Here is a 16,353-nt window from a genome sequence, read left to right as displayed (position 1 = left end):
CTCGCGGGCGTGCTGGTACTGGCCCTCGACACCGCGACGACCGTCGTCACCGCCGGTCTCGTCGACCTCGGCCCCGACGGCGGGCCGCGGACCCTCGCCGCCCGCGCGCACGACGGCCGCCGCCACGGCGAGCTGCTGATGCCCGCGGTCCGTGCGCTGTGCGCCGAGGCGGGCCACGCGCTCGCCGAGGTCGGGGCGGTGGTCGTCGGTGCCGGTCCGGGCCCGTTCACCGGGCTGCGGGTCGGGATCGCCTCGGCCACAGCACTCGGCCACGCCCTCGACGTGCCGGTGCACGGCGTCGTCACCCACGACGCCCTCGCCTGGGGGCTGCACACCGGCGGGAACCTGCTGGTCGTCACCGACGCCCGGCGCACGGAGGTCTACTGGGCCGCCTACGACGCGTCCGACCCCGCCGACGCCCGCTCGGTCCGCAGGCTGACCGGCCCGGCCGTCGAGGCCCCGGAGGCGCTGGCCGCGCGCCTGGACGAGCTGGCGATCGGCACCGTGGTCGGCGATCCGGCGTTCGCCCGGCGGCTCGGCCGCGAGATCGGCGGCCCCGGCGCCCCGACCGTCGACGGGCTGGTCGGCGTCGCCGCGGCGGACCTGCTCGCCGGCCGGGCCCCCGCCCCGGTCGAGCCGCTCTACCTGCGCCGCCCCGACGCCGCCCCGCCGACCGGCCGCAAGCGCGTCACCGCGTGAACGCCACCGTCTCGCTGGGCCCGCTGTACCGGGCCGACGCGGCGCGCTGCGCGGAGCTGGAGGAGATCCTGTTCCCCGGGGACGACCCGTGGAGCGCGCAGGCCTTCCGCGACGCCGTCTCCTCCGGCCAGCTCTACCTCGCCGCCCGCGCCGGTGACGAGCTGGTCGGCTACGCCGGGCTCGCCGTCGTCGCCGGGCCGCCGATGGCCGAGGCGGAGGTGCACACGATCGGCGTCGACCCGGCGTGGCAGGGCCACGGCATCGGCCGCGCGCTGCTGCGGGGTCTGCTCGCCGTCGCCGACGAGCTGGCGGCCACGGTGTTCCTGGAGGTGCGCACCGACAACGTCCCGGCCCGCACGCTGTACGAGAGCCACGGGTTCACCGTGGTCGGGCTGCGCAGGCGCTACTACCGGCCGTCGATGGCCGACGCGCACACGATGCGCCGCGACCGCGTGCGGAAGGCCGCTCAGGACGTCGCGGACAGGTAGGACAGCAGGCGCAACTCGTCGTCGGTCAGTTCCAGGGTGAGCATCGGCAGCAGCTGTTCCAGCTGATCGACGGTGCGTGCGCTCGCGATCGGCGCGGTCACCGCGGGCTGCGCGGCCAGCCAGGTCAGGGCGACCGCCGGGACCGGGACGCCGTAGCCGGCGGAGATCTCGTCGAGCCCGGCCAGCACGGCGCGGCCGCGGGAGTCCAGGTACGCCGCCGCGCCCTCGGCGCGCGGGCCCTCCGGGGCGGGGGAGTCGGGCCGGTACTTGCCGGTCAGGAAGCCCTTGGCCAGCCCGTAGTACGGGTGGACGGCCAGCTTCTCCGACTCGGCGAGCGGGGCCAGACCCGCCTCGAAGGCGTCGCGCTCCATGAGGTTGTAGTGCGGCTGGACGGCGCTGAACGCGGTCAGCCCGTCGCGTGCGGAGATCTCCAGTGCCGACCGCAGCCGCTCCGGGGAGAAGTTCGACGCGCCGACCTCGCGGACCAGCCCCTCGCGGACCAGGGCGTCGAACGCGTCGAGGGTCTCCTCCTGCGCGGTCGCCTCGTCGTCGCGGTGGGCGTAGTAGAGGTCGATCCGGTCGGTGCCCAGGCGGCGCAGCGAGTCCCGCGCCGCGGCCGCCACGTTCTCCGCCGACAGGCCCTCGCGGCCGGGCAGGGCGCCGACCTTCGTCGCGAGGTGCAGCGCGTCGCGGTTGCCGCGGGCGGCCATCCACTCGCCGAGGATCGTCTCGGACTCGCCGCCGGAGTTCCCCGGTGCGCGCCACATGTAGGAGTCCGCGGTGTCGATCATCCGTCCGCCGGCGGCGACGAACGCGTCGAGGACGGCGAACGAGGTCTCCCTGTCCGCCGTCCACCCGAAGACGTTCGCGCCGAGAACCAGGTCAGCCACGCGTCCCAACCTACTCCGCTACAGCGGTCGCAGGCCCGGCCGACGGTCCTCGGTCACGAACCGTCCGCGGGTCTGCACCGGGGCGCCCGGCCGGCTCACGAACGGCACCACCTTGAACTCGGCCTCCATCCGGTCCGCGGTGAACCGGGTGCTGACGTAGCCGCGGCGGTTGTTGTGGAACCGGATGTGCGGATTGTCGGCGAGGACGGCGTCGGAGCCGTTCTGCTTCTCCGAGCCGTCGCCGCCCGAGGTGATCGAGCTGGACACCAGCTCGGTCCCGACCACCGGCGAGGCGGGGTCGTCGAAGCGGCGCTTCACGTCGGCGCCCCAGTGCGCGTGCACATCGCCGGTGAGCACGACGAGGTTGCGTGCGCCGCCGCGCCGTGTGGCCGCGGTCCAGGAGTCGACGACGCGGTCCCGGGAGCCGGGGTAGCCGGCCCACGCGTCGGGGTTGAAGCCGCGCCCGGCGCCCGGGGTGAAGTCGACCTGGGAGAAGAACACCTGCTGGCCCAGCACGTCCCAGCGGGCGCGGGAGCGGGCGAAGCCGTCGGCGATCCAGCGTTCCTGCGCCGACCCGGGCAGCGAGCGGGCCGGGTCGGTGCGTTCCGCGCAGTCGCTGCGGAAGGTGTCCCCGCAGGGCTGGTCGCCGCGGTACTGGCGGGTGTCGAGCATGTGGAAGCTGACCAGCCCGCCCCAGCCGACGCGGCGGTACAGCCGCATGGCGGCGCCGCGGGGGCGCTGGGCGGCGCGCAGCGGCATGTTCTCCCAGTAGGCGCGGAACGCGGCGGCCTTGCGGGCGGTGAAGTCCCCGGGCGGGTCGAGCGGGAGCTCCCGCACGTCGCCGGCCCAGTTGTTCTCGACCTCGTGGTCGTCGAACACGACGAGCCAGGGCGCGGCCGCGTGCGCGGCCTGCAGGTCGGGGTCGGCGTGGTACTGGGCCAGGCGCTGCCGGTAGCCGGCCGGCGTCGTCGTCTCCGGGCCGGCGTGGTCGCGCACGTTCCCGCCGGGCGCGACGTAGTCCTCCGCCGGGTACTCGTAGATGTAGTCGCCCAGGTGCAGCAGCACGTCCGGGCGCTCCTCGGCCATCCGCCGGTACGCGGTGAACCACCCGTGCTCGAACTGGGAGCAGGAGGTGAAGGCCATGTGCACCGGCGTCATCGACGCCGGCGGGGGCGCGGTCCGGGTGCGGCCGGCGTCGGAGACGGTGCGGCCCACGCGGAAGCGGTAGTGGTAGTCCCGGCCGGGGCGCAGGCCCGGCACCTCGACGTGCACGCTGTGACCCGCGTCCGGCCCGGTGCGGACCCGGCCGCGACGCACGACCCGGGTGAAGTGCTCGTCGTCGGCGATCTCCCACTCGACGTCGGTGGCGCGGTTCCCGAGCCCGCCCAGGCCGTCCTCGGCGACGGGGTCGGTGGCGAGCCGGGTCCACAGCACGACCGAGGTCGGATCGGGTTCCCCGGAGGCCACGCCGAGCCCGAACGGGTCGCCCGGCGGCCGGGCCGGTGCGGGTCCGGGCGCCGCGGCGGCGGCGCCGGGCAGCAGGGGTGCGGCGGCGGTGACGGCGGCGGCGCTGAGTCCGGCGCGCAGCAGCGAACGGCGGGAGGTGACCACGATGTGCAGTGCAACGCTCCCGATCGAGTGACACCGGGCCGCCGGGCGACGAGCACGTGAACAACGGGCGACGACCGGGAACTCCCGACACGCCCGAACGGCGCGGTTGAGCCCCCGCTCGGCTTCTGGCACTCTCATGGATAGAGTGCCAACGCGCGCGGCGGACGACCTCCGCCCCGGCACCCGCGACGGCGGGGCGGGAGTCGCCACGTGCGCGCTGCTGACACCGCTAGAGAACCCGTGACACCGGATTCACCCCAGGAAGGGGAGGTCATCGTCGTGGCGAACATCAAGCCGCTCGAGGACAAGCTCGTCGTCCAGGCCAGCGAGGCGGAGACCACCACCGCCTCCGGCATCGTCATCCCGGACACCGCCAAGGAGAAGCCCCAGGAGGGCAAGGTCCTGGCCGTCGGCCCGGGCCGGGTGGACGACAACGGCAACCGCGTCCCGCTCGACGTGGCCGTCGGCGACGTCGTCATCTACTCGAAGTACGGCGGCACCGAGGTCAAGTACAACGGCGAGGAGTACCTGATCCTCTCCGCGCGCGACGTGCTGGCCGTCGTCAACTGACGCGAGGCACCGCCTGACGTACCGCCCCGGGTGGTCCACCCTCACGGGTGGCCCGCACCGGGGCGGTCGCGTCTCTCCCCCGAGAACCCGAGTATCCCGAGAGGCAGCGAGAACAAGACATGGCGAAGCAGATCAGCTTCGACGAGGAGACCCGTCGCGCGCTCGAGCGCGGCGTGAACCAGCTCGCCGACGCGGTGAAGGTGACGCTCGGCCCGCGCGGCCGGCACGTCGTCATCGACAAGAAGTTCGGCGGCCCGACCGTCACCAACGACGGCGTCACCATCGCCCGTGAGGTCGACCTCGAGGACCCGTACGAGAACCTCGGCGCGCAGCTGGCGAAGACCGTCGCGACCAAGACCAACGACGTCGCGGGTGACGGCACCACCACCGCCACCGTGCTGGCCCAGGCGCTGGTCAAGGAGGGTCTGCGCAACGTGGCCGCCGGTGCGGCGCCGTTCGCGCTGGGCCAGGGCATCGCCGCGGCCTCGGCCAAGGTCTCCGAGGTGCTGCTGGCGAAGGCCACCCCGGTCGACGCCAAGAGCCACATCGCGCAGGTCGGCGCCATCGCCTCGCGCGAGCAGGAGATCGGCGACCTGATCGCCCAGGCGATCAACACCGTCGGCAAGGACGGCGTGATCACCGTCGAGGAGGGCTCCACCCTCTCGACCGAGCTGGAGATCACCGAGGGTCTGCAGTTCGACAAGGGCTACCTGTCGCCGTACTTCGTCACCGACTCCGAGTCCATGGAGGCGGCGCTCGACGACCCGTACATCCTGCTGCACCGCGACAAGATCGGGTCCATCCAGGACCTGCTGCCGCTGCTGGAGAAGGTGCTCGGCGAGGGCAAGCCGCTCCTGATCATCGCCGAGGACGTCGAGGGCGAGGCGCTGTCCACCCTGGTCGTCAACTCGATCCGCAAGACCGTCAAGGTCGCCGCGGTCAAGTCGCCGTTCTTCGGTGACCGCCGCAAGGCGTTCATGGACGATCTCGCGGTCGCCACCGGCGGTCAGGTCATCAACCCCGAGGTCGGCCTGAAGCTGAACGAGGCCGGGCTCGAGCTGCTGGGCCGCGCGCGTCGCGTCGTCGTCACCAAGGACGCCACCACGATCGTCGAGGGCGCCGGCTCCAAGGCCGACGTCGAGGGTCGTGTCGCGCAGCTCAAGCGCGAGATCGAGGAGTCCGACTCCGACTGGGACAAGGAGAAGCTCCAGGAGCGCCTGGCCAAGCTCTCCGGCGGCGTCGCGGTCATCAAGGCCGGTGCCGCCACCGAGACCGCGCTCAAGGAGCGCAAGCACCGCATCGAGGACGCCGTCGCGGCGACCCGTGCGGCGGTCGAGGAGGGCATCGTCCCCGGCGGCGGTTCCGCGCTGGTGCACGCCGCGGCCGAGCTCGAGGGCGGGCTGGGCCTGACCGGTGACGCCGCGACCGGTGTCGCGATCGTCCGCAGGGCACTGTCGGCGCCGCTGTTCTGGATCGCCGAGAACGGTGGCGACGAGGGCGCGATCGTCGTGTCCCGCGTCGCCGAGGGCGGCTGGGGGACCGGGTACAACTCGGCCACCCGCTCCTACGGCGACCTGCTGGCCGACGGCGTCATCGACCCGGTCAAGGTGACCCGGTCGGCGGTGGAGAACGCCGCGTCCATCGCGCGCATGGTGCTGACCACCGAGAGCGCCGTGGTGGACAAGCCGGAGAAGGCCGACCCGGCCCCGGCCGGTGGCCACGGGCACGGTCACGGTCACTGATCCGGTCCGAGCACGACGACGGCGGGCGACCCTCGGGTCGCCCGCCGTTGTGCGTTGCGGGGCAGGAAGTGTGTGCCGTCCGGCGGGAGATGGGAGCCCCCGCCGGTCGGGGCTCTCTAGGCGGTGTGAATCTCCACCGGCTGGACGGTCGCCTCGGCGGCGACCTTGAGCGTGCGGCGCGGACCGCGGATGATCGCGTCCCGCTCGGACTCGGACAGGCCGCCCCAGATGCCGTAGGGCTCGTGCACCTTCAGCGCGTGCTCGCGGCACTGCTGCACCACGGGGCACTCGGAACAGACCTGCTTCGCTCGGGTCTCACGACGGGCCCGGGCGGGACCGCGCTCACCCTCGGGATGGAAGAAGAACGCGCTGTCCATCCCCCGGCAGGCTCCCTCCATCTGCCAGTCGTAGATGTCGGCGACCGGGCCGGGAAGCCTCCGGATGTCCGCCATGTTCGTCACCTGCCTTCGCTATCGAACCTGATGACGCTCAGATTCCCTGGCCATGGCGGCCGCAAACCTGATTCGAGGTGAACGATGGTGCACGTCCGACAGGGTGGTGCACGGCGGGCGCCGTCGGCGGAGGTCCGGGCCCTGCTCGCCGGGGCGGTGACGGACCGGGAGGTGGCCGCGTCGGCGCGCCCGGACGGGCCGGCGGAGCTCCGGTGGGCGGCCGCCGTCGCCCGGGGCGGCTCCGGGCACTACGCGGCCGCGGCCGCGCTCCTCGACGGGGTGCGCCGCGACCCGGCGACCGGGGTCGTGCCGCGGGCGCACGCGACCGTCACCCGGGCCTCGCACCTGCGCCAGCTCGGCGGGCACCGCGCCGCGGCCGCACTCGACGGCGCCGCGCTCCGGCTGGTGCTGCCGGGCGCGGTGACCCCGGGCGACCCCGGGCCGTGGGGCCTCGGCCGCGCCGCGGCCGTCGCCGACGCGCTGACCGGGCTCGCCGCCGACGCGCTGGGCCGCCTCGACGCCGCGACCGCCGCCGTGCTGCTGCGCCGGGCCGGGCCGTGGTGCGGTCCGCACGGCCACCGCACCCGGGTCCGCCACGGCTGGGTGACCGCGGAGACCGCACTGGTCGCGGGTGACCCCGCGGCGGCGCTCGCCGCCGCCGACGAGGCGCTGGCCGGGGCGCGGGCGCTCGGGTCCGCGCGGCACGTGCTGAAGAGCCGCCTGGTCCGGGCGGTCGCCGCCGGGGTGGCGGGGCACGACCGGGCGGACGTCGTCGCCGAGCTGGACGCGGTGGCCGCGGACGCGCTCGTGCACGGACTGCTACCGCTGCACCGCCCTGCGCTGCTCGCCCGGGCCGACCTCACCGGGCCGGCACCGGGGCCGGACGGGGCACCGGACCCGGCCGGAGGTGGTCCGGATGTCGTACCCGCTCGGCCGCACCGCGGGCGCCGCGGGGCCGATCGGGCGATGCCGGAGGCCGGTTCCGGACCGGTCGCCGGAGCGCGACACGCCGGAGCGTCACCATTCGATACGCGCAGTCGCCGAGCGGGTGCGGAGGGTCGCCGACATGCGGTGTTGCACACGGTGAGCGTCATCTATACGCGAAGTGACCGTAGCGGGCGAGAACTGCTGCGGGAGTAGTGCCCGGAGCCGGGCCCGGACGATGTACCGTATGGATTACTCCATTCGGCGACGCTTCACCCACATGACGCTGATGCACGTGGGTCAGAGCGCCGAACGGAGGGCACAAAATCGCCCCGACCGTGTCAAGGTGAGAGTGTCACCCGCCGATTCGGAGGGTGAAGAATCACCCGGCTGCAGGAAGCTGCAGGAAGGAATCGTCGTGACGACGGTACTCATCTGCGACGATCGTCGCAGCGTCCGCGAGGGACTGACTCGCGTCATGTCCGCGGTCCCGGGGGTCCAGCGCATCGACTGCGTCGCCCACGGGGACGAGCTCCTCGCCCGCTACGCCCGCCAGTCCGTCGACGTCGTCCTGGTCGGGACGCAGCGTGCTGTGCCCACCGGGGTGGAGGCCACCCGGCGACTGGTGGCCGCCCACCCGCAGGCCAACGTCATCGTCTTCGGAGCCCCGGACGACGCCGGCAGCATCGCCGCCGCCATCGCCGGCGGGGCACGCGGTTACCTGCGCTGGGACGCCTCGCGTCCCGAACTGGTCGCCGCGCTGGCACACACCCTGGCCAGCACCTCGGTGCCGACCCCGCGCGTCCCCACCGACCCGGGGGTCCAGCTCACCGAGCGCGAGCTCCAGGTGCTGCGCGGGATGAGCCAGGGCAAGAGCAACGGCCAGATCGGCCGCGAGCTCTACCTCTCCGAGGACACCGTGAAGACCCACGCCCGCCGGCTGTTCCGCAAGCTCGGCGTCCGTGACCGCGCACAGGCCGTGGCCCACGGCTTCCGGCGCGGCCTGGTGTCCTGACCGGGGCCCCACCCGGAACGGCACGAGAACGCACCACCGAGCGACCGACCCCGAACCGGCCGCTCCACCCACTCGCCCGCGGGTGGGCATCGTGAGCCGGACCGACCCCCGCGGTCCGGCTCCACGCCCGGACATCCCCGTGTCCGGCCCACGCACCCGGGCCGCTGCAGACCCCGCGGCCCGCACCCGGGACACCACGCCCGGGACCCCCGCCCCGACCGGCTCCGGCCGGTCCGGCGCCCCGGTGACGGGACGCCGGTCGTGCTCCCCGCGACCGGACCCTGCCGGGGCGCACGGCCGCCCCGGGCGAGGCCGACGACGGATCCGCCGGACGCCGTAACCGTCCGCCTCCGATCGGTCCTCGTCCGACGAGCGGTCGGGGGGACGCCGGGAATCGTCCTCCGGCGTCCCCCTCGTCCCTGGTGTCACATGCGTCGCCGCAGCCCCGCGGCCCCGGCGGCGACCCGTCCGGACTCCGCGCCGAACCGGATGCGACCCGCGCCGGGCGGTCCACGGCCGGTGATCGGGCGCGGACGATCTTCACTGCGTCCGGTGACCGCAAATCTGCGGTGGGTGACGAACCGCTCGCCGACCGTGGCCGCCCCGTGGCCGTGTTCCGGCGTGGTCCCGCGCAACCCGGAACAGTGCACGATCGTCTGATCTGACATGGAGCGACTCCCGTCGGCGAGCCCCGCTCGGATACGGTGGATCCGAGCCGATCCCACCTGCGCGGACGCGGGTTGCCTCCACGATCGGATGACACTGCTGGAAGCTCGTAACGCCTGGGCGGTTCCCCACGATGAGTGAATCAAGAGACGTTCCCGACGAGTGGATCGAAGCGGCCATGGCCGGCGATCGGTCCGCGGTCGAGCGCGTTCTCGCCATGATTCGGCCCCTCGTCGTGCGCTACTGCCGCGCCCGTCTGGGGACCGACCGAGGGTCCGTCTCGGCGGACGATGTCGCCCAGGAGGTCTGCGTGGCCGTGCTCACGGCGTTGCCGGGGTATCGGGTGCAGGGTCGCCCGTTCCTCGCCTTCGTCTACGGCATCGCGTCCCACAAGGTCATCGACGCGCACCGGGCTGCGTCCCGGAACCGCTCGGAACCGATGGCCGACGTGCCGGACCGCATGGAGTCGTCCGACGGTCCGGAGTCCCGGGCCCTGCAGGTGGAACTGTCGGAGGAGATGTCCAAGCTCCTGGAGATCCTTCCGGACAAGCATCGGGAGATCATCGTGTTGCGCGTGGTCGTGGGTCTGTCCGCGGAGGAGACCGCGGCAGCCGTCGGCTCCACCCCGGGCGCCGTCCGCGTCGCCCAGCACCGGGCGCTGGCCCGGCTGAGGAAGATGATGAGCGAGGAGGTGGTCCGGGATGCGTGACCAGGGTCCGCACGGTCCGGGCTTCCCCCCGCCGCCCGGTGAGGGCTGGGAGCGCCCGCCCGCACCGGTGACGCGTGGCCGCTTCGGCGAGCCCCGCCCTCCCCGTACCAACGGCCACTCGCATCCGCTCGGGCACCGGGGTCACCCGGTGCCGTTCGACGGGCGCACCGTCCCGCAGCCGGCCGTGCAGCGGCACGCCGCCCGCGCCGACGAGTGGGACGACCTCGACGGCGTCGAGGACGACGGCCCGATCGACCTCGTCGAGCTCCAGGCCGACGACGAGCTGATCAACGCCCTGTCCTCCGGGCTCGGCGTGTCCGGCCCCGGCCGGCGCGGCTACGACGTCGACGACCACCTGACCGCGATGCTCTCGTCCTGGAAGGACGAGGTCGAGCGCGACCCGATCCCGCAGCTCCTCGACACCGACGAGGCCGTGCAGATCCTGCAGCCGGCGAAGCCGTCGCGGAAGGTCTCCTTCCTGCGTCCGCTCGTCGCCGCCGCGGCGGTCGCGGCGTGTGCGCTGGCCGTCGTCTCGATCAGCGCGCACGAGGCCGAGCCGGGCGACGCCCTGTGGGGTGTCTCCCGGGTGCTCTACAGCGAGCGCGCCGAACAGGTGCAGGCCGCGACCACGCTGCGCGAGGGCATCGAGCGGGTCAACGCCAAACTCGCCGCCGGGGACACCGTCGGTGCGCAGCAGGAACTCGCCGCGCTCGGCCCGCTGGTGGACCGCACCGCGCCCGACCTGCGCAACGACTTCGAGCAGCAGAACCGCTTCCTGAGCCAGAAGGTCGCCGAGACCCCGCCGGGCACGCCGACCGACCCACGGTCGCCGCTGCGCGACGGGACCCCGGCCCCGCCGCCCCCGGTCTCCGAGGGCGACGAGGACACCCCGGCGCCGGACCCGCGTCCGACGCAGGGAGCGACCACCCCGGGCGGCCCGACCTCCCCGGAGGGCACCACCGACCCGTCCGTGCTGAACGGGCCGGGTGAGACGTCGCCCACGACGTCGCCGTCGCCGTCGGAGACCTCGCCGACGACGGAGGGCCAGGCGGACCCGACGACGCCGACGACGGCGCCCACGACCCGGCCCACCGCGGCCGGGGAGGGACAGGCCGACCCCTCGGACGACACCACGCCCCCGCCGTCGTCGACGACGACCGGTGCGGTGAGCAGCACACCGAACTGACGCGGTCCGGCACGCAGCACGGCGACGGGCCCCGGAGGATCTCCTCCGGGGCCCGTCGTGTGTCTCCGGGGTGCCGCGCTCAGTCGGCGAGGGTCGCGTCGGCGTACCCGCGGCAGTACTCCCACGTGACGTAGTGCGCCGGGTCCGGGTCGTAGGCCGGCTCGTGCGGCCGCATCCGGCCCTCGTCCAGCAGCTGCTGCAGGCTCGCGCGCAGCAGGTTCCACTCGTGGAAGTGCTGTTCGCCGCAGTCCGCGCAGTCGACGACGATCCCGCGGACGCCACGGCCCGCCAGCAGCGCCTGGTACACGGCCAGGTCCGCCAGGTCGGCCAGGATCTCGCCGCGGTCGGTCTCGTTCAACGGGGGGACATCGGAGTCACCGGAACCCGGCCACGGGCCGTCACCACGGTCGTCATAGGCCTGCATCGAGAGCGCAGGGTCATCCGGGTCTCCGGCGAACGGGTCCGGTGGCAGCGCCTCTGGTGACACGGCGTACACGGTACCGGTGCAGGGGGTCGGGCCCCGGCCCACCCCGGGGTGGTGGACGTACGATGGCGGCCTGCGGCGGGAGCCCGCCGTCAGCGTCGACCGCACCGCCTCGACAACACTGCTTCGACCGCAAGAGGAGCCCCGGAGAGATGACGAGCGAGATGGGCGGCCTGCCGGACAAGTTCGCGATGCTCGGACTGACCTTCGACGACGTGCTGCTGCTGCCCGCCGAGTCGGACGTGATCCCCAGCTCGGCCGACACGTCGAGCCAGGTGACCCGCCGGGTGCGGGTCCAGGTGCCGCTGGTCTCGTCCCCGATGGACACCGTCACCGAGTCCCGGATGGCCATCGCGATGGCCCGCGCCGGCGGTCTCGGCGTGCTGCACCGCAACCTCTCCCCGGACGCACAGGCGGCCCAGGCCGAGGTCGTGAAGCGGTCCGAGGCCGGCATGGTGACCGACCCGGTGACCTGCAGCCCCGACGCGACGCTGGCCGACGTCGACGCCCTGTGCGCCAAGTTCCGGATCTCCGGTGTGCCGGTGACCGACGAGACCGGCCGGCTGGTGGGGATCATCACCAACCGCGACATGCGCTACGAGGTCGACACCGACCGGCCCGTGTCGGAGGTCATGACCCGCGCGCCCCTGGTGACGGCCAAGGTCGGCGTCACCGCGGAGGCCGCGCTGGGCCTGCTGCGCCGGCACAAGCTGGAGAAGCTGCCCATCGTCGACGGCGACGACATGCTGCGCGGCCTCATCACGATCAAGGACTTCAACAAGACCGAGCAGTACCCGCTGGCGACCAAGGACCCGGACGGGCGGCTCGTCGTCGCCGCCGCGGTCGGGGTCGGCGACGACGCCTACGCCCGCTCGATGCAGCTCGTCGAGGCCGGTGTGGACGTCCTGATGGTCGACACCGCGCACGGCCACTCCCGCCGGGTGCTGGAGACCGTCGCGAAGCTGCGCGCCGAGGTCGGCGACCACGTCGACGTCGTCGGCGGCAACGTCGCCACCTACGAGGGCGCCAGGGCGCTCGTCGAGGCGGGCGCGGACGCGGTGAAGGTCGGCGTCGGGCCGGGCTCGATCTGCACCACCCGCGTCGTCGCCGGGGTCGGCGCCCCGCAGATCACCGCGATCTACGAGGCCACCCGGGCGTGCGCCCCGGCCGGCGTCCCGGTCATCGGCGACGGCGGCATCCAGTACTCCGGTGACGTCGCCAAGGCCATCGCGGCCGGCGCGTCGACGGTCATGCTGGGCTCGCTGCTGGCCGGCACCGCGGAGTCGCCGGGTGAGGTGGTCCTCGTCGGGGGCAAGCAGTTCAAGACCTACCGCGGGATGGGCTCGCTCGGCGCGATGCAGGGCCGTGCCGGTGCCGCGGGCCGGTCCTACTCCAAGGACCGCTACGCCCAGGACGACGTGCTCAGCGAGGACAAGCTCGTCCCCGAGGGCATCGAGGGCCGGATCCCGTTCCGCGGGCCGCTGTCCTCGGTGGTGCACCAGCTCGGCGGCGGGCTGCGCTCGGGCATGGGCTACGTCGGCGCGCAGACCATTCCGGACCTGCAGCAGGCGCGCCTGGTGCGGATCACCGCGGCCGGTCTCAAGGAGAGCCACCCGCACGACATCACGATGACCGTCGAGGCCCCGAACTACGCCGCCCGGTAGTCACGGGGGCCCCAGCACCATCCTGAGCAGCGCCGCTTAGGGTGGTGCCCGTGCGTGACCTCGTGGAGATCGGGATGGGCCGGGAGGCCCGTCGTGCCTACGACCTCGACCAGATCGAGATCGTCCCGTCGCGGCGGACCCGCAGCTCGAAGGCCGTCTCGACGGCCTGGCAGCTCGACGCCTACCGCTTCGACATCCCGCTGATGACCCACCCCACCGACGCGGTGGTGTCGCCGGACTCGGCGGTGCGGATCAGCGAGCTCGGCGGGCTGGGGGTGCTGAACGCCGAAGGCCTGTGGGCCCGGCACGCCGACCCGAAGGGCGCGCTGGAGCGTGTCGTCGCGGCGGCGACCGGCGACGAGCCGGACTCCGCGGTGGCGCTGCTGCAGGAGCTGCACCAGGCCCCCATCCAGCAGGACCTGATCACCGAGGCGCTGCGCCCGCTGCGCGACGGCTCGCACACGGTGGCGGCACGGGTCAGCCCGCAGCGCGCCCGTGAGCTCACCCCGGCGCTGCTCGCCGCGGGCGTCGAGATCCTCATCGTGCAGGGCACGATCATCTCCGCCGAGCACGTCTCGGACGGCGAGCCGCTCAACCTCAAGGACTTCATCGCCGAGCTGGACGTCCCGGTCGTCGCCGGCGGGGTGGGGGACTACCGCACCGCGCTGCACCTGATGCGCACCGGCGCCGCCGGCGTCATCGTCGGGTACGGGCAGTCCACCTCCACCACCACCGACGAGGTGCTGGGGGTCGGGGTGCCGATGGCGACCGCGATCGTCGACGCCGCGGCGGCCCGCCGCGACTACCTCGACGAGACCGGCGGCCGGTACGTGCACGTGATCGCCGACGGCGGCATCGGCACCTCCGGTGACATCGCCCGTGCCGTGGCCTGCGGCGCCGACGCGGTCATGCTCGGCGAGCAGCTGGCCGAGGCCGCGGAGGCCCCCGCGGGCGGGCTGTACTGGACCTCGTCGGCGGCGCACCCGTCGCTGCCGCGCTCGGAGGTCACCGGCCTCGCGCGGTCCGGGCGGACCCTGGAGCAGGTGCTGTTCGGGCCGACCGACAGCCCGTACGGCACGACGAACCTGTTCGGCGCGCTGCGGCGGGCGATGGCGAAGACCGGCTACTCCGACCTCAAGGAGTTCCAGCGGGTCGGGCTGAACCTGCGTACCTGAGTCACCCCTCGGCGGTCACGGCCGCCACGAACTCCGCGGCCCGCTCCCGCAGCCCGGCCCGTCGCTCGTCGACGGTCGTGCCGGGGGCGGGCTTGAGCGCGGCCGTCGCCGACTCGACGCGGACGTGCTCGGCGCAGGCCAGGTCGGCGCAGATGTAGGTGCCGACGGTGTCGCCCTGGCGCCCCTTCGCACCGCGGCGCGGGGCGGCGAACAGCGCGACCCCGCCGACGGTGTGGGTGGTCCGGCACAGCGCGCACATCGCCGCCGCGCGGGTGGCGCCGGTGGCGGCGCGCAGCACGACGCCGGCCGGGCCGTCGTCGGTGGGGACCAGCAGCACCCCGCGGTCGGGGGCCTTCGGGTCACGCCAGCCGCGGACGTCGTCGAGCCGGTCGGGGTCCAGGTCGCGGACCCACGCGGGCAGGACCATCCGCGTCGCCTCCCCCTTGGAGCAGTTGGTGAGGGCGCGGCGGATCCGGGTCTCGGTCGGGCTGGTCACGGCGGGCCACGCTAGGCGCCCGTCGCCGCGGGGGTCGAGCGGGTTTCGCGCGGTAGGTTCGACGGCGACGCCGTCGTCAGCCAGGAGGAGCCCGCCGATGAGCCGCCCCACCGCCGGAGCCGCCATGGGCGGTGGACGAGCCTTCGTCGACGCGACCGGGACCCCGGTGCCGCTGCGCGGACCGGTCGTGCGGGTGGTGGCGACCGACCCCCGGGTGGGGGAGCTGCTGCTGGAGCTGGGCGCCCAGCTGGTCGGCTGCGCGGGGACGCTCGACGGCGTCGACCCGGTCGGTGACGACCGCAGCCCGGACCCGCAGGCGGTGCGGGCACTGCGCCCGGACGCGATCGTCACCGGCACCGCCGACGGCCGGTACGACCTGGCCGACCCGGCGCTGCTCGGGCGGCTGCGCGACATCGCGCCGACGGTCGCCGTCGACCTGGGGCGCCGCGCCGCGAGCGCCGCGGACCTGCGGGCGCTGCTCGGGTCGGTGCAGCCGCCGCCGCTGCGCTCGCGCGGGCGGCACGAGGACTGAGGCTCAGCCCGCCAGGACGGCGCGGACGCGGTCGGTGACGGCCGCCAGGTCGTCGCGCACCAGGTTCGCCTGCGCGGTGAAGACCGACAGCTGCGACGGGTCCAGCGCGAGCGCCCCGGAGGTCCCCGCGGTGGCGGCGGCGGTGCCGTGGTCGAGCAGCGCGGTCCAGGACGTCTGTGCGACGGCGTCGGGCACGGCGTCGTGGGCCCGTGCGGCGTCGATGGCGGCCTGCAGCCGCCCGCAGGCGACGGCGAGCGCCACCGCGTCCTGACGGCCCGCGGCGTCGGCGACGCGGGTGAAGCCGTCGCCGATCGCGGTGAGGTGGGTGAGCCCGCCGTTGTCGCGCCAGGCGGTCATCGCGACGACCGGGTCCCCGGCCCACAGCCCGGTCCCGGCGGCGGACCCGACCAGCGACGCCGCGACGGCCTGCGGCAGCGGCGGGCCCTGCGGCACCGTCGCGCCGGAGGCGGTCACGGCCTGCGGGGTGGGCAGCGGCGAGGTCGCCGACGGGGTCATGATCAGGCCCGCGGCGGCGATCGCCGCGGTACCGGTGGCGGCGGCGCACAGGAACACCGGCAGGATCCGGGTCCGGAACGCGCGGGCCCGGGGGACGACCGCGGCCACGAAAGCCGGCTCCGCGGACTCCCGGACCGGCTCCGCGACCGCGGGCTCGTCGACGGGGGGCGCGGCGGGTGCCCGCGCCGGGGCGACCGGGGCCGGGCTCCCGCCGAGCAGCCCGGTGGTGCCGAGCGCCCCGAGGCCCAGCGCGTCCACCCCGAGCGCGCCGGTGCCGAGCGTGCCGGCGGCCGGGCGGGTCTCCTGCTCCGGCGCGGAGCGCTGGGCGGGGACGAGCGGCGCGGCGGTCGTGGTGGTGGCGCCGTCGACGGCCGGGTCGGCGGGGGTGTCGCCGGTGCCGGTGGTGTGGCCGGTCGGGGTGGTGGCCATCGGGGTGCCTCCAGGTCGTACGGTGCCGTCCTCCCCCCATCGGAGCAACCGGGCCTCGCCGTTACGCCGTACCGCCCGCGGCCGGCGGGGATCATCAGGATCGAG

17 protein-coding genes are annotated in these 16,353 nt (G+C 74.6%); 11 read left to right on the top strand and 6 right to left on the bottom strand.

Annotation, left to right across the window (positions count from 1 at the left end; genetic code table 11):
• Positions 1-9 precede the first annotated feature (9 nt).
• Both tsaB and rimI read left to right on the top strand, forming a co-directional pair.
• Complete coding sequence (gene tsaB / locus MTO91_RS22510) at positions 10-699, top strand: tRNA (adenosine(37)-N6)-threonylcarbamoyltransferase complex dimerization subunit type 1 TsaB (RefSeq protein ID WP_251784382.1); 690 nt, start codon at positions 10-12, stop codon at positions 697-699.
• Positions 696-1,187, top strand: coding sequence for a ribosomal protein S18-alanine N-acetyltransferase (rimI, locus tag MTO91_RS22505; RefSeq protein WP_251784381.1), 492 nt, complete (start codon positions 696-698; stop codon positions 1,185-1,187). The genes tsaB and rimI overlap by 4 nt, the downstream gene beginning before the upstream one ends.
• Here rimI and MTO91_RS22500 read toward each other — a convergent pair.
• Together MTO91_RS22500 and MTO91_RS22495 are read right to left on the bottom strand one after the other, a co-directional pair.
• A complete protein-coding gene (locus MTO91_RS22500) occupies positions 1,166-2,077 on the bottom strand; it encodes an aldo/keto reductase (protein ID WP_476652651.1) in 912 nt (303 codons plus the stop codon). The genes rimI and MTO91_RS22500 overlap by 22 nt on opposite strands.
• Positions 2,078-2,095: 18 nt before the next feature.
• Positions 2,096-3,688, bottom strand: a complete 1,593-nt coding sequence (locus MTO91_RS22495; protein WP_476652650.1) for an alkaline phosphatase D family protein — start codon at positions 3,686-3,688, stop codon at positions 2,096-2,098.
• A 279-nt stretch (positions 3,689-3,967) separates the two neighbouring features.
• Between MTO91_RS22495 and groES the strand changes: the two genes are divergently transcribed.
• Positions 3,968-4,258, top strand: coding sequence for a co-chaperone GroES (groES, locus tag MTO91_RS22490; protein ID WP_020623960.1), 291 nt, complete (start codon positions 3,968-3,970; stop codon positions 4,256-4,258).
• A 119-nt stretch (positions 4,259-4,377) separates the two neighbouring features.
• Positions 4,378-6,000, top strand: coding sequence for a chaperonin GroEL (groL, locus tag MTO91_RS22485; protein ID WP_178376004.1), 1,623 nt, complete (start codon positions 4,378-4,380; stop codon positions 5,998-6,000).
• A gap of 116 nt (positions 6,001-6,116) precedes the next feature.
• On the opposite strand, the gene MTO91_RS22480 is transcribed toward groL, so the two are convergent.
• Complete coding sequence (locus tag MTO91_RS22480) at positions 6,117-6,452, bottom strand: WhiB family transcriptional regulator (RefSeq protein WP_062403765.1); 336 nt, start codon at positions 6,450-6,452, stop codon at positions 6,117-6,119.
• A gap of 84 nt (positions 6,453-6,536) precedes the next feature.
• On the opposite strand from MTO91_RS22480, the gene MTO91_RS22475 reads away from it, so the two are divergent.
• The 4 genes from MTO91_RS22475 to MTO91_RS22460 all read left to right on the top strand — a co-directional run bounded on the left by MTO91_RS22475 (position 6,537) and on the right by MTO91_RS22460 (position 10,952).
• Complete coding sequence (locus MTO91_RS22475) at positions 6,537-7,592, top strand: hypothetical protein (RefSeq protein WP_476652647.1); 1,056 nt, start codon at positions 6,537-6,539, stop codon at positions 7,590-7,592.
• A 202-nt stretch (positions 7,593-7,794) separates the two neighbouring features.
• Positions 7,795-8,391, top strand: coding sequence for a response regulator transcription factor (locus tag MTO91_RS22470; protein WP_010225624.1), 597 nt, complete (start codon positions 7,795-7,797; stop codon positions 8,389-8,391).
• 799 nt (positions 8,392-9,190) lie between these two features.
• Positions 9,191-9,766 (top strand): sigma-70 family RNA polymerase sigma factor, encoded by a 576-nt coding sequence (locus tag MTO91_RS22465; protein ID WP_062397752.1) that lies wholly within the window; start codon positions 9,191-9,193, stop codon positions 9,764-9,766.
• Entirely contained in the window at positions 9,759-10,952 is a 1,194-nt protein-coding gene (locus MTO91_RS22460) for an anti-sigma-D factor RsdA (protein WP_476652645.1), read from the top strand. Before MTO91_RS22465 ends, MTO91_RS22460 begins: the two co-directional genes overlap by 8 nt.
• A 79-nt stretch (positions 10,953-11,031) precedes the next feature.
• On the opposite strand, the gene MTO91_RS22455 is transcribed toward MTO91_RS22460, so the two are convergent.
• Positions 11,032-11,424: a DUF5319 domain-containing protein gene (locus MTO91_RS22455; protein ID WP_218622931.1), complete on the bottom strand. Its 393-nt coding sequence runs from the start codon at positions 11,422-11,424 to the stop codon at positions 11,032-11,034.
• Positions 11,425-11,588: 164 nt separating this feature from the next.
• Here MTO91_RS22455 and guaB point away from each other — a divergent pair, with 164 nt between their 5' ends.
• Complete coding sequence (gene guaB / locus MTO91_RS22450) at positions 11,589-13,100, top strand: IMP dehydrogenase (RefSeq protein WP_073576430.1); 1,512 nt, start codon at positions 11,589-11,591, stop codon at positions 13,098-13,100.
• 50 nt (positions 13,101-13,150) lie between these two features.
• On the top strand, positions 13,151-14,275 hold the full coding sequence (locus MTO91_RS22445; RefSeq protein ID WP_405415057.1) for a GuaB3 family IMP dehydrogenase-related protein: 1,125 nt from the start codon (positions 13,151-13,153) through the stop codon (positions 14,273-14,275).
• 1 nt (position 14,276) lies between these two features.
• Here the strand turns inward: MTO91_RS22445 and MTO91_RS22440 are convergent, their stop codons facing one another.
• Positions 14,277-14,771: an FBP domain-containing protein gene (locus MTO91_RS22440; protein ID WP_405415060.1), complete on the bottom strand. Its 495-nt coding sequence runs from the start codon at positions 14,769-14,771 to the stop codon at positions 14,277-14,279.
• Positions 14,772-14,868: 97 nt separating this feature from the next.
• Between MTO91_RS22440 and MTO91_RS22435 the strand changes: the two genes are divergently transcribed.
• Positions 14,869-15,303 (top strand): TroA family protein, encoded by a 435-nt coding sequence (locus MTO91_RS22435; protein WP_226353744.1) that lies wholly within the window; start codon positions 14,869-14,871, stop codon positions 15,301-15,303.
• A 3-nt stretch (positions 15,304-15,306) separates the two neighbouring features.
• Here the strand turns inward: MTO91_RS22435 and MTO91_RS22430 are convergent, their stop codons facing one another.
• A complete protein-coding gene (locus tag MTO91_RS22430) occupies positions 15,307-16,248 on the bottom strand; it encodes a hypothetical protein (RefSeq protein ID WP_476652643.1) in 942 nt (313 codons plus the stop codon).
• Positions 16,249-16,353 lie beyond the last annotated feature (105 nt).

The sequence above is a fragment of the Pseudonocardia sp. 2-7 genome, assembly GCF_056341085.1.
Note: the sequence above shows the minus strand (reverse complement) of the source record. Positions and strands in the feature narration are given on the sequence as shown.